This is a genomic window from Lysinibacillus sp. CNPSo 3705, from assembly GCF_028674935.1.
Taxonomy (GTDB): Bacteria; Bacillota; Bacilli; order Bacillales_A; family Planococcaceae; genus Lysinibacillus.
Map to the genome: position 1 here is coordinate 17,364 of NZ_JAQZSD010000051.1, position 14,802 is coordinate 32,165.

At 37.1% G+C, this 14,802-nt stretch carries 15 protein-coding genes; 1 reads left to right on the forward strand and 14 read right to left on the reverse strand.

The window, feature by feature from the left end; translation table 11 throughout:
• Positions 1-9 precede the first annotated feature (9 nt).
• The 5 genes from PVA17_RS18385 to PVA17_RS18405 form a co-directional block, all read right to left on the reverse strand.
• On the reverse strand, positions 10-1,353 hold the full coding sequence (locus tag PVA17_RS18385; protein ID WP_274068550.1) for a dihydrolipoamide acetyltransferase family protein: 1,344 nt from the start codon (positions 1,351-1,353) through the stop codon (positions 10-12).
• 490 nt (positions 1,354-1,843) lie between these two features.
• The gene (locus tag PVA17_RS18390) at positions 1,844-2,827 is read right to left on the reverse strand and encodes an alpha-ketoacid dehydrogenase subunit beta (protein WP_274068516.1); all 984 of its coding nucleotides are present in this window, start codon (positions 2,825-2,827) and stop codon (positions 1,844-1,846) included.
• Positions 2,827-3,843, reverse strand: a complete 1,017-nt coding sequence (locus PVA17_RS18395; protein WP_132356635.1) for a thiamine pyrophosphate-dependent dehydrogenase E1 component subunit alpha — start codon at positions 3,841-3,843, stop codon at positions 2,827-2,829. Before PVA17_RS18395 ends, PVA17_RS18390 begins: the two co-directional genes overlap by 1 nt.
• Before the next feature lie 36 nt (positions 3,844-3,879).
• Entirely contained in the window at positions 3,880-5,307 is a 1,428-nt protein-coding gene (lpdA, locus tag PVA17_RS18400; RefSeq protein WP_274068517.1) for a dihydrolipoyl dehydrogenase, read from the reverse strand.
• 147 nt (positions 5,308-5,454) lie between these two features.
• Entirely contained in the window at positions 5,455-6,549 is a 1,095-nt protein-coding gene (locus PVA17_RS18405) for a Leu/Phe/Val dehydrogenase (protein WP_274068518.1), read from the reverse strand.
• A 427-nt stretch (positions 6,550-6,976) separates the two neighbouring features.
• On the opposite strand from PVA17_RS18405, the gene PVA17_RS18410 reads away from it, so the two are divergent.
• Complete coding sequence (locus PVA17_RS18410; RefSeq protein ID WP_132356638.1) at positions 6,977-7,213, forward strand: DUF2627 domain-containing protein; 237 nt, start codon at positions 6,977-6,979, stop codon at positions 7,211-7,213.
• Between the two features lie 68 nt (positions 7,214-7,281).
• Here the strand turns inward: PVA17_RS18410 and PVA17_RS18415 are convergent, their stop codons facing one another.
• From PVA17_RS18415 to PVA17_RS18455, 9 genes are all read right to left on the reverse strand, one after another.
• Positions 7,282-8,007 (reverse strand): glycerophosphodiester phosphodiesterase, encoded by a 726-nt coding sequence (locus PVA17_RS18415; RefSeq protein WP_274068519.1) that lies wholly within the window; start codon positions 8,005-8,007, stop codon positions 7,282-7,284.
• On the reverse strand, positions 8,000-9,571 hold the full coding sequence (locus PVA17_RS18420) for a flagellar assembly protein A (protein ID WP_274068520.1): 1,572 nt from the start codon (positions 9,569-9,571) through the stop codon (positions 8,000-8,002). The genes PVA17_RS18415 and PVA17_RS18420 overlap by 8 nt, the downstream gene beginning before the upstream one ends.
• A gap of 371 nt (positions 9,572-9,942) precedes the next feature.
• Complete coding sequence (locus PVA17_RS18425) at positions 9,943-10,137, reverse strand: hypothetical protein (protein ID WP_274068521.1); 195 nt, start codon at positions 10,135-10,137, stop codon at positions 9,943-9,945.
• A 221-nt stretch (positions 10,138-10,358) separates the two neighbouring features.
• Positions 10,359-10,739: a PH domain-containing protein gene (locus PVA17_RS18430; protein WP_132356642.1), complete on the reverse strand. Its 381-nt coding sequence runs from the start codon at positions 10,737-10,739 to the stop codon at positions 10,359-10,361.
• Between the two features lie 785 nt (positions 10,740-11,524).
• Complete coding sequence (locus PVA17_RS18435) at positions 11,525-12,376, reverse strand: aminoglycoside phosphotransferase family protein (protein WP_274068522.1); 852 nt, start codon at positions 12,374-12,376, stop codon at positions 11,525-11,527.
• 793 nt (positions 12,377-13,169) lie between these two features.
• Positions 13,170-13,352: a hypothetical protein gene (locus PVA17_RS18440; RefSeq protein ID WP_274068523.1), complete on the reverse strand. Its 183-nt coding sequence runs from the start codon at positions 13,350-13,352 to the stop codon at positions 13,170-13,172.
• Between the two features lie 5 nt (positions 13,353-13,357).
• Complete coding sequence (locus PVA17_RS18445) at positions 13,358-13,600, reverse strand: hypothetical protein (protein WP_274068524.1); 243 nt, start codon at positions 13,598-13,600, stop codon at positions 13,358-13,360.
• A gap of 13 nt (positions 13,601-13,613) precedes the next feature.
• Entirely contained in the window at positions 13,614-13,943 is a 330-nt protein-coding gene (locus PVA17_RS18450; protein WP_274068525.1) for a hypothetical protein, read from the reverse strand.
• A gap of 569 nt (positions 13,944-14,512) precedes the next feature.
• Entirely contained in the window at positions 14,513-14,638 is a 126-nt protein-coding gene (locus PVA17_RS18455; RefSeq protein ID WP_274068526.1) for a hypothetical protein, read from the reverse strand.
• Positions 14,639-14,802 lie beyond the last annotated feature (164 nt).

Sequence of the window (14,802 nt, forward strand, 5' to 3'; positions counted from 1 at the left end):
GAGAAGTCATCAGTAGACTGACGTTGAAGATTTATTTGTATTTTCGAGTATTTCTTTTACTCTACTTAGGAATTTACCACAGACAAGTCCATCAAGAACGCGATGATCTAAAGATAAACATAAATTCACAATATCTCGTGCAGCGAACATTCCACCAGGTAAAACAACCGGTTTTTTTACAATACTTTCCACTTGTAAAATAGCGGCTTGTGGATAATTAATGATGCCCATCGACTGTACAGAGCCGAATGCACCTGTATTATTAACCGTAAATGTACCACCTTGTATATCATCCATCGTCAGTTTTCCTGCACGAACTTTCACTGCGAGCTCATTAATTTCTTTAGCAATACCTTTAATTGATTTTTCATCAGCGTGTTTTATAACAGGAACGAATAATGCATCATCTGTTGCGACTGCAATGGAAATATTTATGTCATGTTTTTGGATAATTTTATCTTCTGCCCACATGGAATTCAACATTGGGAATTCCTTTAGAGCTTGAGCAACTGCTTTTACGAAGAAAGCAAAATACGTAATATTAAAGCCTTCTTTTTGCTTAAACTCTGTCTTGATGTTATCACGATATGCTACTAAATCCGTAACATCTACTTCCATCATCATCCATGCATGTGGCACTTCATGAACGCTCCGTACCATATTATTGGCGATCGCACGGCGTACTTTTGTGACCGGAATTTCAATATCGCCTACTTGAATTGGTTGTACAGATGTGGCTAGTTTCGTATTCTCCTGTGATGTTGGTGCTACAACAGGTACTGACTGTGGTACGGCCGAATCGATTGCAGAAGGTGTTTCCACTAGAGAAGTTGGCACATTTCCTGCCTCAATCAGTTGCATTAAGTCTTTTCTTGTTATACGTCCCCCTTCACCAGTACCTGTGATTTTATCAAGGGCAATTTCATACTCTTGTGCAAGTCGGAGAACAGCTGGTGAATAACGCACTTTATCCTGTCGAACTGTTTTTTGCGATGCTTTTGTAGCTGTAGTTGGCTGTTGCGTCTCCTGTTTCTTTTGTACACCTGCATTTAAAATTGCCGTACTGACCGCTGATTTTTTCGGAGGAGGAGGAGGAGGTAACTCACTGTCACCTGCTATTTCAATGGAACAAACGACTGCACCTACTGGTAACGTTTGCCCTTCCTCTACAAGTAGCTCTGTAATGACTCCTTCAAAAGAAGACGGGATTTCCGCATTTACTTTATCTGTTACAACTTCTGCTAATGGATCATATTTTTTTACCGTATCACCTGGCTTAACAAGCCATTTTTCAATCGTACCTTCTGTTACACTTTCGCCGAGCTGTGGCATTGTAATATTTTGAATAGCCATCATCTATTCCTCCCATCAATATTATGCCTAGGTGTAATTGGATCTATCAAATTACTATCATATTTATAAAATACTCATCATCATTAAGTGGGGGTTGATTTCCGTTCCGACTGGGCGCTTTGCTGCTGACGCTTCGCTTTCGCGCAGAGCAGAGCTTCCTGGGGGCGTCCGATGAGCCGCTTCACTCGCGTTGCTCGCGCCAGGGTCTCGGGCCAACACGATGTTGGTCACGAAGGCGTTATCACAGGATGTGATGGCTTTAGCCTTCGTTCCCCTATCGCTAATCCCCAAGGAGTCGCCCAGTCTTCACTCCAATCAACTTATATACATGACATAACGAATTAAGAAATGTCATCCTGAACTTTTGATGAAGAGTCTTGAAATATCTGTGAATGAATAAGCTTTAGGCTATGACGCGTAGATAAACAATCACAGCTATTTTAGCTTTTCAAAGCTTCTATTTACCACATGAGTGGATGAACCTTTTATATTAGAATGCTGCAAGTTCTCGCATTGCACGCTCAACTTTATCAGGATTGATCATAAAATATTTTTCCATCGTTGGTGCATATGGCATAGCTGGAACATCTGGTCCTGCAAGGCGCTGAATTGGTGCATCGAGCTCAAATAAACAATGCTCGGCAATAATTGCTGCAACCTCACTCATAATGCTTCCTTCTTTATTATCTTCAGTTACAAGTAAAACTTTACCTGTTTTACTTGCCGCCTCAATGATCGCTTCTTTATCAAGTGGATATACTGTGCGTAGGTCAAGAATATGTGCTGAAATACCGTCTGCTGCTAGGCGTTCTGCTGCTTGTAATGCAAAATGGACAGCTAAACCATACGAAATGACAGTAACGTCTTCCCCCTCCCGCTTCACATCTGCCTTACCAATAGGCAATGTATAATCGTCGACAGGTACTTCCCCTTTAATGAGTCGATAAGCACGCTTATGCTCAAAAAACAGTACTGGATCCTCATCGCGGATTGCAGCTTTTAACAAGCCTTTTGCGTCATAAGGTGTTGATGGTATAACAATTTTCAAGCCTGGTGTACCTGCAAAAAGTGCCTCTACAGACTGTGAATGATAGAGCGCTCCATGAATCCCGCCACCAAATGGTGCACGTATAACCATTGGGCAAGACCAATCATTATTTGAACGATAGCGGATTTTTGCTGCTTCAGAAACAATTTGATTAACGGCAGGCATGATGAAATCAGCGAATTGCATCTCGGCAATCGGGCGCATCCCATACATCGCAGCACCGATACCAACCCCTGCAATGGCACTCTCGGCAAGAGGCGTGTCAAGTACACGATGTTCACCAAATTGCTCGTAAAGACCTGCTGTTGCTTTGAAAACTCCGCCTTTGCGACCAACGTCTTCTCCTAAAATAAAAACACGCTCATCACGTTCCATCTCTTCCTTCATCGCTAATGTAATCGCATCAATATAAGACATCACTGCCATTACATATCACCTCCGTCCGCTGGTGCATATACATATTTCAAAGCATGCTCTGGTGTTGCATACGGAGCAGCTTCTGCATAATCTGTTGCTTCATTCACCTCTGCCATGACACGTTCTTCTATTTCAGCACGTAGTGTTTCTGTCATAACGCCTACATCCGTTAGGTACTTTTCAAACAACAGAATTGGATCATTTGCCTTTCCTTCTGCTATATCCTCGGCCGTTCGATATTGACGATCATCATCATCCGAAGAATGGGCCGTTAAGCGATAAGTCACTGTTTCTATTAAGCTCGGACCTTCCCCACTACGTGCGCGATCAGCTGCTTCTTTCACAACCTTATAAACTTGTAACGGATTTTTCCCGTCAACAGTAACACCTGGCATACCATAGCCAATACCGCGATCTGATACTTTTGCACAGCCTAATTGACGTTCTACAGGCACAGAAATTGCGTATTGATTATTTTCTACCATTATAATTACTGGCAGCTTATGCACTCCTGCGAAATTCGCACCTTCATGGAAATCACCTTGGTTTGAAGAGCCTTCACCTAGCGTAACAAAAGTAATAAAATCTTCTTTTTGTAAACGGCCTGCTAGAGCAACTCCTACCGCGTGCGGAACTTGTGTAGTAACTGGCGATGAGCCTGTTAGAATACGATTTTTCTTATGCCCGAAGTGACCTGGCATTTGACGCCCACCCGAGTTTGGATCCTCTGCTTTAGCAAAGGCGGATAACATCAAATCTCTTGGTGTCATGCCAAAATGTAAAACAACTCCCATATCTCGATAATAAGGTGCAATATAATCTTTATTATTATCAAGAGCAAATGCTGCCCCTACTTGTGCTGCCTCCTGTCCCTGACAAGAAATAACAAATGGAATTTTCCCAGAACGGTTTAATAACCACATGCGTTCATCTAACCTTCTCGCCATTAACATCGTTTCGAACATTGCAAGTACATCTTCTTTTGATAAACCTAAATCTTCATGCTTAATTTGAACACTTTGCATACGAACACCCCTTCCCGACGTTTCACTTTCGCTAAATTAAAAATGAATGGCGCGATTATCCACTGCTAACGCTGATTCCGCTAGTACCTCATTTAGTGACGGATGTGGATGAATAGCCTGACTAATTTCCCAAGGCGTTGCGTCCAATAATTTAGCAAGTGATGCTTCTCCAATTAAGTCTGTCACATGTGGTCCTACCATATGAATACCTAAAATATCATTCGTTTCTTCATCGGCAATCATTTTCACAAAGCCATCTGTCTCTCCATTAACTAGCGCTTTTCCAATCGCCTTGAATGGAAACTTACCGACTTTCAATGAATAACCTTGCTCTCGAGCAGCCTTCTCTGTTAAGCCAATACTCGCAACTTCAGGGTAAGAATACACACATTTTGGTACATTTAGAACATTAAGCGCCTCTGTTTCCCCCGTTGCAATATGCTCAATCGCAGACAACCCTTCATGCGAAGCAACATGAGCTAATTGTAAGCCACCGATAACATCCCCAATGGCATACATATGTGATTCCTGCGTTTGATACGAATTATTGACTTTGATAAACCCATTTTCAACTGCTATTTCTGTATTTTCTAATCCAATACCTTGTGTATTTGCTTCACGCCCAACACAAAGCAGTACTTTATCAGCCTCAAATAATTCATCCTTATCATCGACTTTCGCAGAAATGAAAACGTTATCATTTTCAATTTTAAAGGTCCCTGTATCTAAGCGGGCGTTCGTCACAATTCGGACGCCTCTTTTTTCAAGCTGCTTAGTTACCTCTTTTACAATATCCGTATCCTCTGCAGGTAAAATGGATGGCCCATATTCAATGACCGTTACGTAAACCCCAAAATCACAAAGCATAGAGGCCCATTCAATTCCAATAACGCCTCCGCCAACTATTAATAATGACTTTGGCAAATGTTCCATCTCCAGTGCATGATCAGAGTTCATCACATATTGACCATCAATTGTTAGTCCTGCCATTCCTCTTGGCCTTGATCCGGTGGCAATGACCACATTTGTTGGAACGAGCATTTCATTTTCATCGCCATTATTCATTTCAACTGAAATAGTGCCAGGCATTGGTGAGAAAATCGACGGTCCTAAAATTCGACCTGTTCCCTGATAAACGTCTATTTTGCCTTTTTTCATCAGTGTATTCACACCTTGGCTCAATTGCTCAACAATCGTTTGCTTTCTTACCTGCACTTTGTCGAATTGCAATGTAGCGCCTTCAATATCAACACCATATTCAGCAGCTGTTTTATTTGCCATACGATATACTTCTGCGCTTCGAAGTAAGGCCTTACTCGGTATACAGCCTTTGTGCAAGCATGTTCCGCCTAGGCGCTCACGTTCAACAATAGCTGTTTTTAAGCCCAACTGTGCAGCTCGAATTGCTGCAACATAGCCACCTGTACCTCCGCCTAAAATGACAACATCATAATTTTGAGCCATATGGATTCCCCCTTTTGAGAAAACTCTTGTTCCTTTTGTACTAAGAAAAATGATCTGACCTTGCCGTTTATAGTCATTTAAACTATTAAGCTACTATAAAGTTAGAAGAAGTCGACAATGCGACTTCTTTAAACGAATAAACGGTTTTTAACGACCGTGTAAAATATTTTTTTCATTTTTTAAAAATTGGCTACGAGACTTCGATACTCGAGCGATACGTTCTTCTGCTAAACGATTAGCCGCAACATATGTTGGAATGCCATCACGTTTAGAAATCTCGAAGATTTTTTCGATACTATCATAAATACCTTCCACACGCTTCATCGCACGCTCACGGTTATATCCATATAATTCATCCGCTACATTTATTACGCCACCCGCATTAATCACATAATCAGGTGCGTACACTATCCCTAATTCATGTAAATAATCACCATGGCGAGAATCTTGTAGCTGATTATTGGCAGAACCTGCGATAACCTTTGCTTTTAGTTGCGGAATCGTTTCATCATTTAAAATCGCTCCTAATGCACAGGGTGAGAAAATATCAACTTCCTGTGAATAGATTTCCTCTGGTGCTACAGCAGTCGCACCAAAATCATTCACGACTCGATCAATTGCCGCTTGGTTAATATCAGTAACAACAAGTTTTGCACCTTCATTATGTAAATATTCGCAAAGCTTGTAGGCTACATTGCCTAAACCTTGTACAGAAATAATACGCTCCTCTAGTGAATCAGATCCAAAGGCTTCTTTTGCCGCTGCTTTTATACCACGGTATACCCCGTAAGCAGTTACTGGAGATGGGTTTCCTGATGAACCAAAAGCCGGAGAAATTCCCGTTACATAATTTGTTTCCTCGTGCATTAAATCCATATCTGTCACTGTTGTACCAACGTCTTCTGCCGTAATATAGCGACCATTAAGCCCTTGGATGAAACGTCCTAGTGCACGGAACATTTCTTCATTTTTATCTTTAAATGGGTCACCGATAATAACCGTTTTTCCTCCGCCAAGGTTTAAACCAGCTGCAGCATTTTTATAGGTCATCCCTCGTGCTAAACGTAATGCATCCTCGATCGCATTTTCCTCTGATGCATATGTCCACATACGTGCCCCGCCTAGTGCTGGCCCAAGTGTTGTGTCATGGATAGCGATAATCGCCTTTAACCCTGATGCTTCATCTTGGCAAAATACCAATTGTTCATAATCATACTTTTCCATATACTTGAAGATTTCCATGAAAACTCGCCCCTTTGCTTTTGAAAGTGCATCCCCAAATGCCCATTCCAATTCAGTATAATGAGTATATCAATTATGCCTTGGCATAATGGCGTCCGGAAACGGCTTTATGCTTGCACATTTCTTTCCGATTCCGCGACATCTGCCGGAGGCTTTAAATTCTTTCAGCTAGTATTTGGACACCAGCTGAAAGAATTTAAAATTGTTTAACAATGGATAATAACGCTCCATTTATTTTTACAATACTCACAATTTCACAATTTATCAACTATTATTACATTTTCTTGTTTAAGTAAGAATTTTCTAAACATTCAGTTACAACTGTTCCATTAGTCTTTACTAGTTTTTGGGTACATCAGTTACATAGCTTCCTTGACATTCCAATATCCACAGGTACAATTAAAATTAGGAATAAGGGGGGACATGCATGGCTCGTTTAGCTGCATTTATTGTAATGCTTATTCCAGGTCTTATGGCTGCAGGTGGCATTAAATTTATGCGTGATACATTATTTGGTAAGCTCATCTCACCTTTCCCATTTTTATGGCTACAATTCGTCGTTGGCATTATTCTTTTTGTTATAGGCTTTGGCTTTTTCGCAGGATTTTTACTCCACCGCGATCGAAAAAATGGAAAAGTGGCTCCGCGCTTCCAAAAAAAATAAAAATAGCTATCCTTTTAAGTTCAAAAAACTTATTGGATAGCTATTTTTATCTTCATTCATCAGAATGATTATCGTTGCTGTTTCGCAATTACTTTATCAGGAAAATCAGTAATCCAACCAATTACAGAAGGATGCGGATTCAATAAAAATGTTTCATCCCCATCGATTGCATAATAACGACATGCTTTATTGCTCGCTACACAAGCCTCCAAATATCTTGGCTTATAGTACCTTTTATGCATATGAACACTGTCAATAGCTTTGTAATCACTAAGCAAATCCCACTTTAATTTTTTTGTTGCTATAAGTGCTGTTTCATAGTTTGGCTTATATTGTTTTACAATCTCCAGTAGCTCATAGTGAAACGATGAAAAATGACTACCAACTGGCAAAGTAAGCCCATGAAGCATTTGAATAAGTGCGCTTTTATTATTAAGAATTGTTGATTTTAATTCGATATTAAGGGGTAGCTGTTGTGAATTTGCCCAAGCTAAAACGACATCAAACGTCGGGATTTTAAACGTTGAAAACAATCGCCTCCATGGCTTCCCAAGTTTAAAGCTTACTAGCTCTTCTATCGTACATTCGTTCACATGCTTATTGATGCCAACCAATCTTGACAGCTGTGGATCATGATACACAACTGGAATACCTTCTTTTGAAAGTTGGATATCTAATTCAATCCCATCTGCTCCTAGCTCTAAAGCCTTTTCAAAAGCCTTCAAAGTATTTTCAAGTGTATACGCTGAAGCCCCCCGATGTGCAAATACAGGAATGAATGATTCCCTAGACATTTAACTCACCAAATTCGAGAATAAATTTACCATTTGTCACCTTACTTAATAAGGATGATTTTTTGCCAATTTGAATATAGGTACCAGGATGAGCTTCCTTCGTCACAATAATTTCTTCTTTTCCAGCATGACGCATCTCATCCATTATGAGCTTAACCTCATGATCGATTGTTACTGCATCCGCTTTCAATTTTGTTAAGCTTTGTTTTGTTTCCTCAAATGTAGCTATTTGTTCCTTAGACATTTTATCAAGGAAAGGCAGTAAGCTTTTAATTTTCCCCTCGCGCTCAGAGATTTCTGATTGTAGCGATTTAAGCTGTGTAGCCTTCTCTTGCATCAAAGCGTATCTTTCTTGTTTATTAACGCTTTCAATGATTAAGTCCGTCCGACGCTCTAAACGGTTTCCTGAGATGGCAGTGACGATTGTATTTTTAGCTACCGCACGGCCCCCAATAATTTTCCCTTTTCGTTCGTCCACAAAAATTGAATGCGCAGAGAGTTGTGATCCTAATGCGTAAAATCCTATATGAATGCTGTCCACTGCAACTAGATTTGCTTCATTGACATGCTTAACGAAAATATTTCCGCCTGCCTCTACAACAGTTGAGCCTAAACCAAAAATCCCTCCACGAATATAAACGTCTCCTTCAATGGATTTAATAAGTTTGGCACCGCTTACACTTTCAGCACCCTCGATGGAAATATCTCCAGTAGCAATGACTGTATAGCCTGATGTAACTGTTCCTTTTATACTTAACGAGCCATTAAATTCAATATTCCCTGTTTCAACGCCAACGTCACCATTAATCGGCAAATGTCTATTAACACCGATCATACCTTTAACATCATCTAAGACACCAGCTATTTTAGAACGAATGACAGTTTTTCCATCCTCTTCTACTTCATAAGCTGATTTTTTATCGTATCGTATAGGAAAATCACGGCCTGGTACAGCTGGCATAATTTCTCCCAATACATTTTTCCCCGGTTTACCTAATGTTGCAGGGATTTTTTCACCTAGCCAAGAACCTTCTGAAATTTCAGAAATAAAGTTCATGTCATAATAATCAGCTTTCCCATCTTCGCGAATTACTGGCTTTCTCTCTGGTTTAGGTAAGTATGTAATTTGTGCATCAGTTCCTGCTACAGGTGGTGTGCCTTGTGCAATTAAAAATGCTTTTCCTGGATCAATTTTAGAAATATCAAAATCTAATATTCCATAAACAATTCCTTCGCTCTCGATTGTTTCCAGAATTTGTTGAGTTAATTTCTCTTTATTCTCTTGTATATAATCATGTGTTTCATATACAAATATCGAGGCAGACATTTTATCTCGTGCAATTTCTGCTTCAACATTTGGAAGCCAGCGTCCAATTTCAACAGGGCTATTGTTTTCTGTTGCTAAGACATTTTTTAATATTGAAAAATTTGACAATTTAAGTCGGGGATGACTACGTAAAATACTATCAAATTCCTTTAATGGATAGCCGGCACTGTAAGTAATCATATAGACCTTACCATTTTCTTCGGTTATTTCGAATTTATCATTTCGAACTAGTATCAAGTTACCTCCTCCTTCCCTCTAACAGTAAGTATATACAATCTAATTACATTTGTTTAGAGACAATTGTCACTACCAAGAAAGATTTTACCCATACTTTGTAAGCAATATATTTATATATACTTTTATTTTCAATATCACATTTAGTCGTTTTATACTATAAAAAGGTATTTTTTTACTCAAATTTTAAAAATCTCTTTCACGAATTGAATAAATCCACCGTTAATATTCTAGGAATTCACAAAATCTTTAATAAATTGAAATAATACTAATGTATCTGTCTAAATTTTCATAAACCTACATTAGGCCTACAATACTAAATGAAAATGTCTTGAAAACCATTTATCAACTACTCATATAGGTTTGAAATATAGTTACGAATCATTCTCTAAAATAGCCTCAATGCGAATAGGAGCGCCAAGAAGATCGAAATTCAGAAGCTGTTCACGTGTCATATAGTGCACACTAATGCTTCCATTCATTCCAAGTCGCATCTCAAATAAATTTTCTTCTATCTGCGTTATTTCTAACGAGTTATTTTCGTCAAGCTGTAAGTTTACACTTTTCATATGTTATCACCCAATATAATTATATACGTTCAAGCAAAGATAGACGACCTACAGTATGTTGACAAGTTTCGGCATAATTGCGTCTGGCATCTTTGCTTCACCAAGAACTCCTTTCCGATTCCGTGACAACCGCCACAAGCTTTAACTTCTTTCAGCAAGTGTTTTGGTAGCGTCAGGTACAGGTATTTGGATATGACTTCTGCTGAAAGAAGTTATATTTATTACTTTCCTAATACATATTCCGCTAACACACTTTGAATTTTATAGATGTTAGTTGATTTATTAAAGTTTTTCTGAATCGGTAATTCACTACCTGAAACCCAAATTTTCAACTCTGCATCTAAATCAAACGTTCCCGCAGTTTCGACTGAAAAATGAAGAATACTCTTATATGGAATTGAATGATATTGCGTTTTCTTCCCAGTTACTCCTTGTTTATCGATTAAAATAAGTCTTTTATCCGTAAAAATAAAAGTGTCTCTTATAATTTTATAGGCATGTTTAATTGTTTCATGAGGTGTTAATAAATCTTTAACTTCTTCCCGTAATTTTTCTAGATTTACTTCACTCGCATTACCTATTATCCCATCAAATAACCCCATCTAAATTCCTCCTCCAAATGTTTATTCTTCATTTAAAATATGAGATTAATTTTCCATAAATTCAATGTCTGCTGCAGTTAACCTTTAACTGCGTATTAGCATAAAACGTCAGGTTAGGCGGATTAAAAAAGTAAGCACATTTAGATTTTTACAGAACCATCCAATATATACATTCAATTTTTGATTTTTAGACATTAAAAATACGCCATCTTAAACAGTCTGCGCACACTGTCTAAAAAAAGGCGTTAAAATTTTCGCTACGTTACTTAAATTTGATTTACCGGTCAATCTCCGCCAAACCGAACGCAATAAAGGAATCACAGCTATTCCTTTCACTGTTATCGAAGACTATAAGACTGGAGAAAATGAAGAAGTCATTGGTTTCAGATTCGAAAAGGGCTTTTTTTATTATGCTTCAGAAAATCCTATCCCAAAGCAAACTAATAATAAAAAACACTTAAAATTATAATATTTGCTTGTGGAGACGCGCTGAGTAACCGTTATATGGCACAGAATCTAATTCACTGTAATGCGATTTCTTACCGCCTTTACCTCCGCCAGACAATAGCCCACCAACGAAAGAGACAGTTGAGCGGATTCCGTTCGTTAGCCAGTCTGGTGGCCTAACACTAGCAAGATAGCCAACGAAGTCGTTTATGTTTCCGTAAACTGTCGAATTCTAGCCACCATTTCGAACCAGCATTGTAGAGTTGATAAAACTCCAGCTTTTACGACAGTAGGAATGAATTACTAATATTTTTATCATTGGACAAAAAACAGAACTCCTATATGCTTCTTATATATTTAATAATTTCATAAAAATAAAGGATGCGCTCTTTAGTTGATTGAGTACCGACTTTCAATAAACTTAAAATCCCTTTAACATACCAAAGTTCTAACGTTTGGTAGAACTCATTCAAATTAATCGAAACTTCATATTCTGCTAAAAATACTTGAGTGTATGTATCAAATTCCTCTAAATTCCGAGGTAAATATGACGCGAAAATTGCTACTAAATCAAAATATCTAGGTCCTTTCCGCGCCTCACTAAAATCGATGAAGCAAACATTTCGTTTAGCAGTTAACAAAATATTCCACGCGCCTAAATCTCCATGAATCCAATTCGTCTGATTATGATCTAAAACCATTAATTTTTCAATTGATGGGCATAGTTCATCATAAATTTGGGGGAAGTTTTCATATAAAAGTTCTTTTGTATCTATCCATAACCTATCTAATGCAAAACGATTATGACGCGCTGATTCATAATGAAAATCCCTTAAATATTCTTGTAACATCTGATAAGTATTTAAAACCTTTTGCAAAGGAGCTTTTTCGTTTACTGAAGGTACGTAAATTTGTATTTGAAATAAATTCTTATTTATTTGAGTAAATGGCTTATCAAACTTTGAAGTTAAAATCTCACTCACAATGTTTTTATTTTTTGTTCTAATATGTTGTATAAGTTTATATTCAAAGTAAGCCTGCTCTTTCGTTTCAACGGATTTCAAAATATATTTTTCCGAAGTTTTTGTATGCAATAAAAAGGTTGAAGCTGTTTTTCCATTAGTCAATAAAGTTTCATTTGTAATTGTAGGTATATCAAATTCCTTTACTATTTCTAAAAAATAATCCATAAATTATCGCTCCTCTTCGCAAATTAAATTGGTTCTAAGTCAAATGTCGGGGTGTCATCTTTTAGCACACTAACCCAGATGAACTCCGATTTCTTTATACTTCAAATTTAAAAAGTGATCGCAGCGTCGAAAGCCATATGCATTCCGTTTCGTCACTTTTTGTAATCTCTACATTCTTTTTTATCGTGGGATATTCATGTTAAAATTCATTTACCACAGTTCACCTTCCTATTCTTGTTTCTCGACAATTCAAGTATATATAAATCAGTGAATCTGTGCTTTTTTTATGCGTGTAATTGTATGAATACCCCCCAAAATAATATAGAACCCCAAAAAAACACTTCCATGAATTAGAATTCCCCATAAATGAATGTGTTTCATAGTTTAATTCAATTAATTAACATTAAGTTATATGATCTCAGTAATTAGTCGGTATAAATCCAATGAATTCTCTCTAAATAAGTCCTATAATCCCTTGTAGCTCTAACCTTAACTCGCCATCATGTCGATGCGAATCTTGTCTGCAATCATGGCGATGAATTCACTATTTGTCTTAAGGGATAATATAAATTAAAAATTGAAATGTTGATATATCTAGGTTTTCGAACACTTTATTTAACTAAAGTTTCATTTATTTATTGTTAGTTAAAGAGTTTCATCATTATATACTATCTTCTATATAAATTTTAATACCACTACACCTACCAAATTAATTACTACTCTTAAGATAAAATTCTCCAAAACAAAAAGGCAGAGCAATTGCCCTACCTTTTTAATGTTCTTAATTAAATATCTATTCGTATTTTGAAAGCGTCTTTTCCATTCCTTCTTTATCATAATTCTTATATTCTAAATTTGAAACCCCTATCGCTTCTTCTACATGTTTATACATTTCATTAAATCCTTCATCAGTGGCAAAACCACTTCCACTTTGAATCGCCTTAGTCACACCATAAATAAGCTGTGTAGCTTTCAAAGCATCTAATATTTTTTTTCTTCTTCTGTTGCATCTTCTTTATAAGTTGTAAAGTAATCTTCGAAAGCTTCATGGAATCCTTCGATATTTTTTTCTTCATTAATCGTATCTTTCATAAAGATAGCAAATTGTATTCCATTATTCCATACATCCTCACGTACATTTTCAGGTGCATTGCTTTTATTTCCACAGGCGCTAATAAAAATAGCTGTAGTCACTAATAAAAAACCTACAGTAATTTTCTTCATTAAAGTTAAACTCCTATTTATTCTGATTAATACTCTTTAAGATTAACATTGAACAAGCAAATACCATACATACTACCGCTAACACAAAATAACTCGTTGCATATGTACCATTGATAATGTAGTTATAGGCATCACCGCCAACGTAGACATTTTTACTAGAGCTTCTAAAACTATCATTGTTTTCATAAATACACAATTTATAAAAGCCCATGCTAATTGATACAATAGCGCCAATAAAACCTATAACACTAAAAAGCGTATATTGTGCTTTTGATTGTTTATTCTTATTCTGTTCATTGAATCTTTCCTCTAGTGACTTCTGAACTATTTCTTTTTCTTCCAAAACTACCACTCCTGAATTTTATTATAGAACTATATATTACCATAATATACATAATTACAGAATAATATTTCATATTTTTTTATATGTGTGTAAAAATTGGTAATCAATATATAGAAGAAACTCAAATAAGGGTTTCGTTATTTACCATCTAAAAGTGGACGCAATACATCTTCTGACTGAACCTTTAACTCTATCAGCTCAACCTCAATCATACTTTTATTGGGGGTGGAAATGTCTGTAATATTTTTCTGCTATATTAAAATAGATATTGTTTTGACAGAGCCAATTGCTTCCTCTTATGTTCAATCTCATTCAATAACGATTCTATTTGCTGTTCAATAACTTCAACAGGAACAAAAGGAATCCCTATAATGCGCATTGCTTTGAGAGAAAAAGCAAGCTCCTTCTCACACTCTCCCAAACGCCTTTTAAGAGATTCAATCTCGAAGCCTACCTATTTTGTCAACCATTGCTCAGATTCGCTTGGTACAGCTCTATGAGGTGTATGCCTGTTATATATTGATTCCATACTGTCACGATACTTTTTAAATGCTTTCATTGTGATTCTCCTATACATACCATTTATTTGTTTTCATACCTTGAATCGCTAATGCTGTTGAAATCACACTATCATCATGGTGCAATTCACTATTCCCACGCTTATTACCTAAGCGACCATTTGCTTCAACGAACATCTACATTTGCTGAAAGGTAGTCTTACACTCGATATTCACAAGCCCTAGCTCACCTTCATATCTGAAATCATAATTGCCTTTGTTTTCCAGAAGTGATAAAGCCTATTTGCAACTTCTTCTTTCCTCGTTCATCAAATGTTTTCATCGGTAGAAACTATTGCCCC

What these genes read in the sequence shown, in the direction of transcription:
- PVA17_RS18435 (WP_274068522.1), bottom strand. Translation starts at nt 12,376, where the DNA reads ATGGATTATTTTTTAGAAATAGTAAAGGAATTTGATATACCTACAATT.
- PVA17_RS18430 (WP_132356642.1), bottom strand. Translation starts at nt 10,739, where the DNA reads ATGGGGTTATTTGATGGGATAATAGGTAATGCGAGTGAAGTAAATCTA.
- PVA17_RS18395 (WP_132356635.1), bottom strand. Translation starts at nt 3,843, where the DNA reads ATGCAAAGTGTTCAAATTAAGCATGAAGATTTAGGTTTATCAAAAGAA.
- PVA17_RS18455 (WP_274068526.1), bottom strand. Translation starts at nt 14,638, where the DNA reads ATGTTCGTTGAAGCAAATGGTCGCTTAGGTAATAAGCGTGGGAATAGT.
- lpdA (WP_274068517.1), bottom strand. Translation starts at nt 5,307, where the DNA reads ATGGCTCAAAATTATGATGTTGTCATTTTAGGCGGAGGTACAGGTGGC.
- PVA17_RS18445 (WP_274068524.1), bottom strand. Translation starts at nt 13,600, where the DNA reads ATGAAGAAAATTACTGTAGGTTTTTTATTAGTGACTACAGCTATTTTT.
- PVA17_RS18410 (WP_132356638.1), top strand. Translation starts at nt 6,977, where the DNA reads ATGGCTCGTTTAGCTGCATTTATTGTAATGCTTATTCCAGGTCTTATG.
- PVA17_RS18415 (WP_274068519.1), bottom strand. Translation starts at nt 8,007, where the DNA reads ATGTCTAGGGAATCATTCATTCCTGTATTTGCACATCGGGGGGCTTCA.
- PVA17_RS18425 (WP_274068521.1), bottom strand. Translation starts at nt 10,137, where the DNA reads ATGAAAAGTGTAAACTTACAGCTTGACGAAAATAACTCGTTAGAAATA.
- PVA17_RS18405 (WP_274068518.1), bottom strand. Translation starts at nt 6,549, where the DNA reads ATGGAAATCTTCAAGTATATGGAAAAGTATGATTATGAACAATTGGTA.
- PVA17_RS18390 (WP_274068516.1), bottom strand. Translation starts at nt 2,827, where the DNA reads ATGGCAGTGATGTCTTATATTGATGCGATTACATTAGCGATGAAGGAA.
- PVA17_RS18385 (WP_274068550.1), bottom strand. Translation starts at nt 1,353, where the DNA reads ATGGCTATTCAAAATATTACAATGCCACAGCTCGGCGAAAGTGTAACA.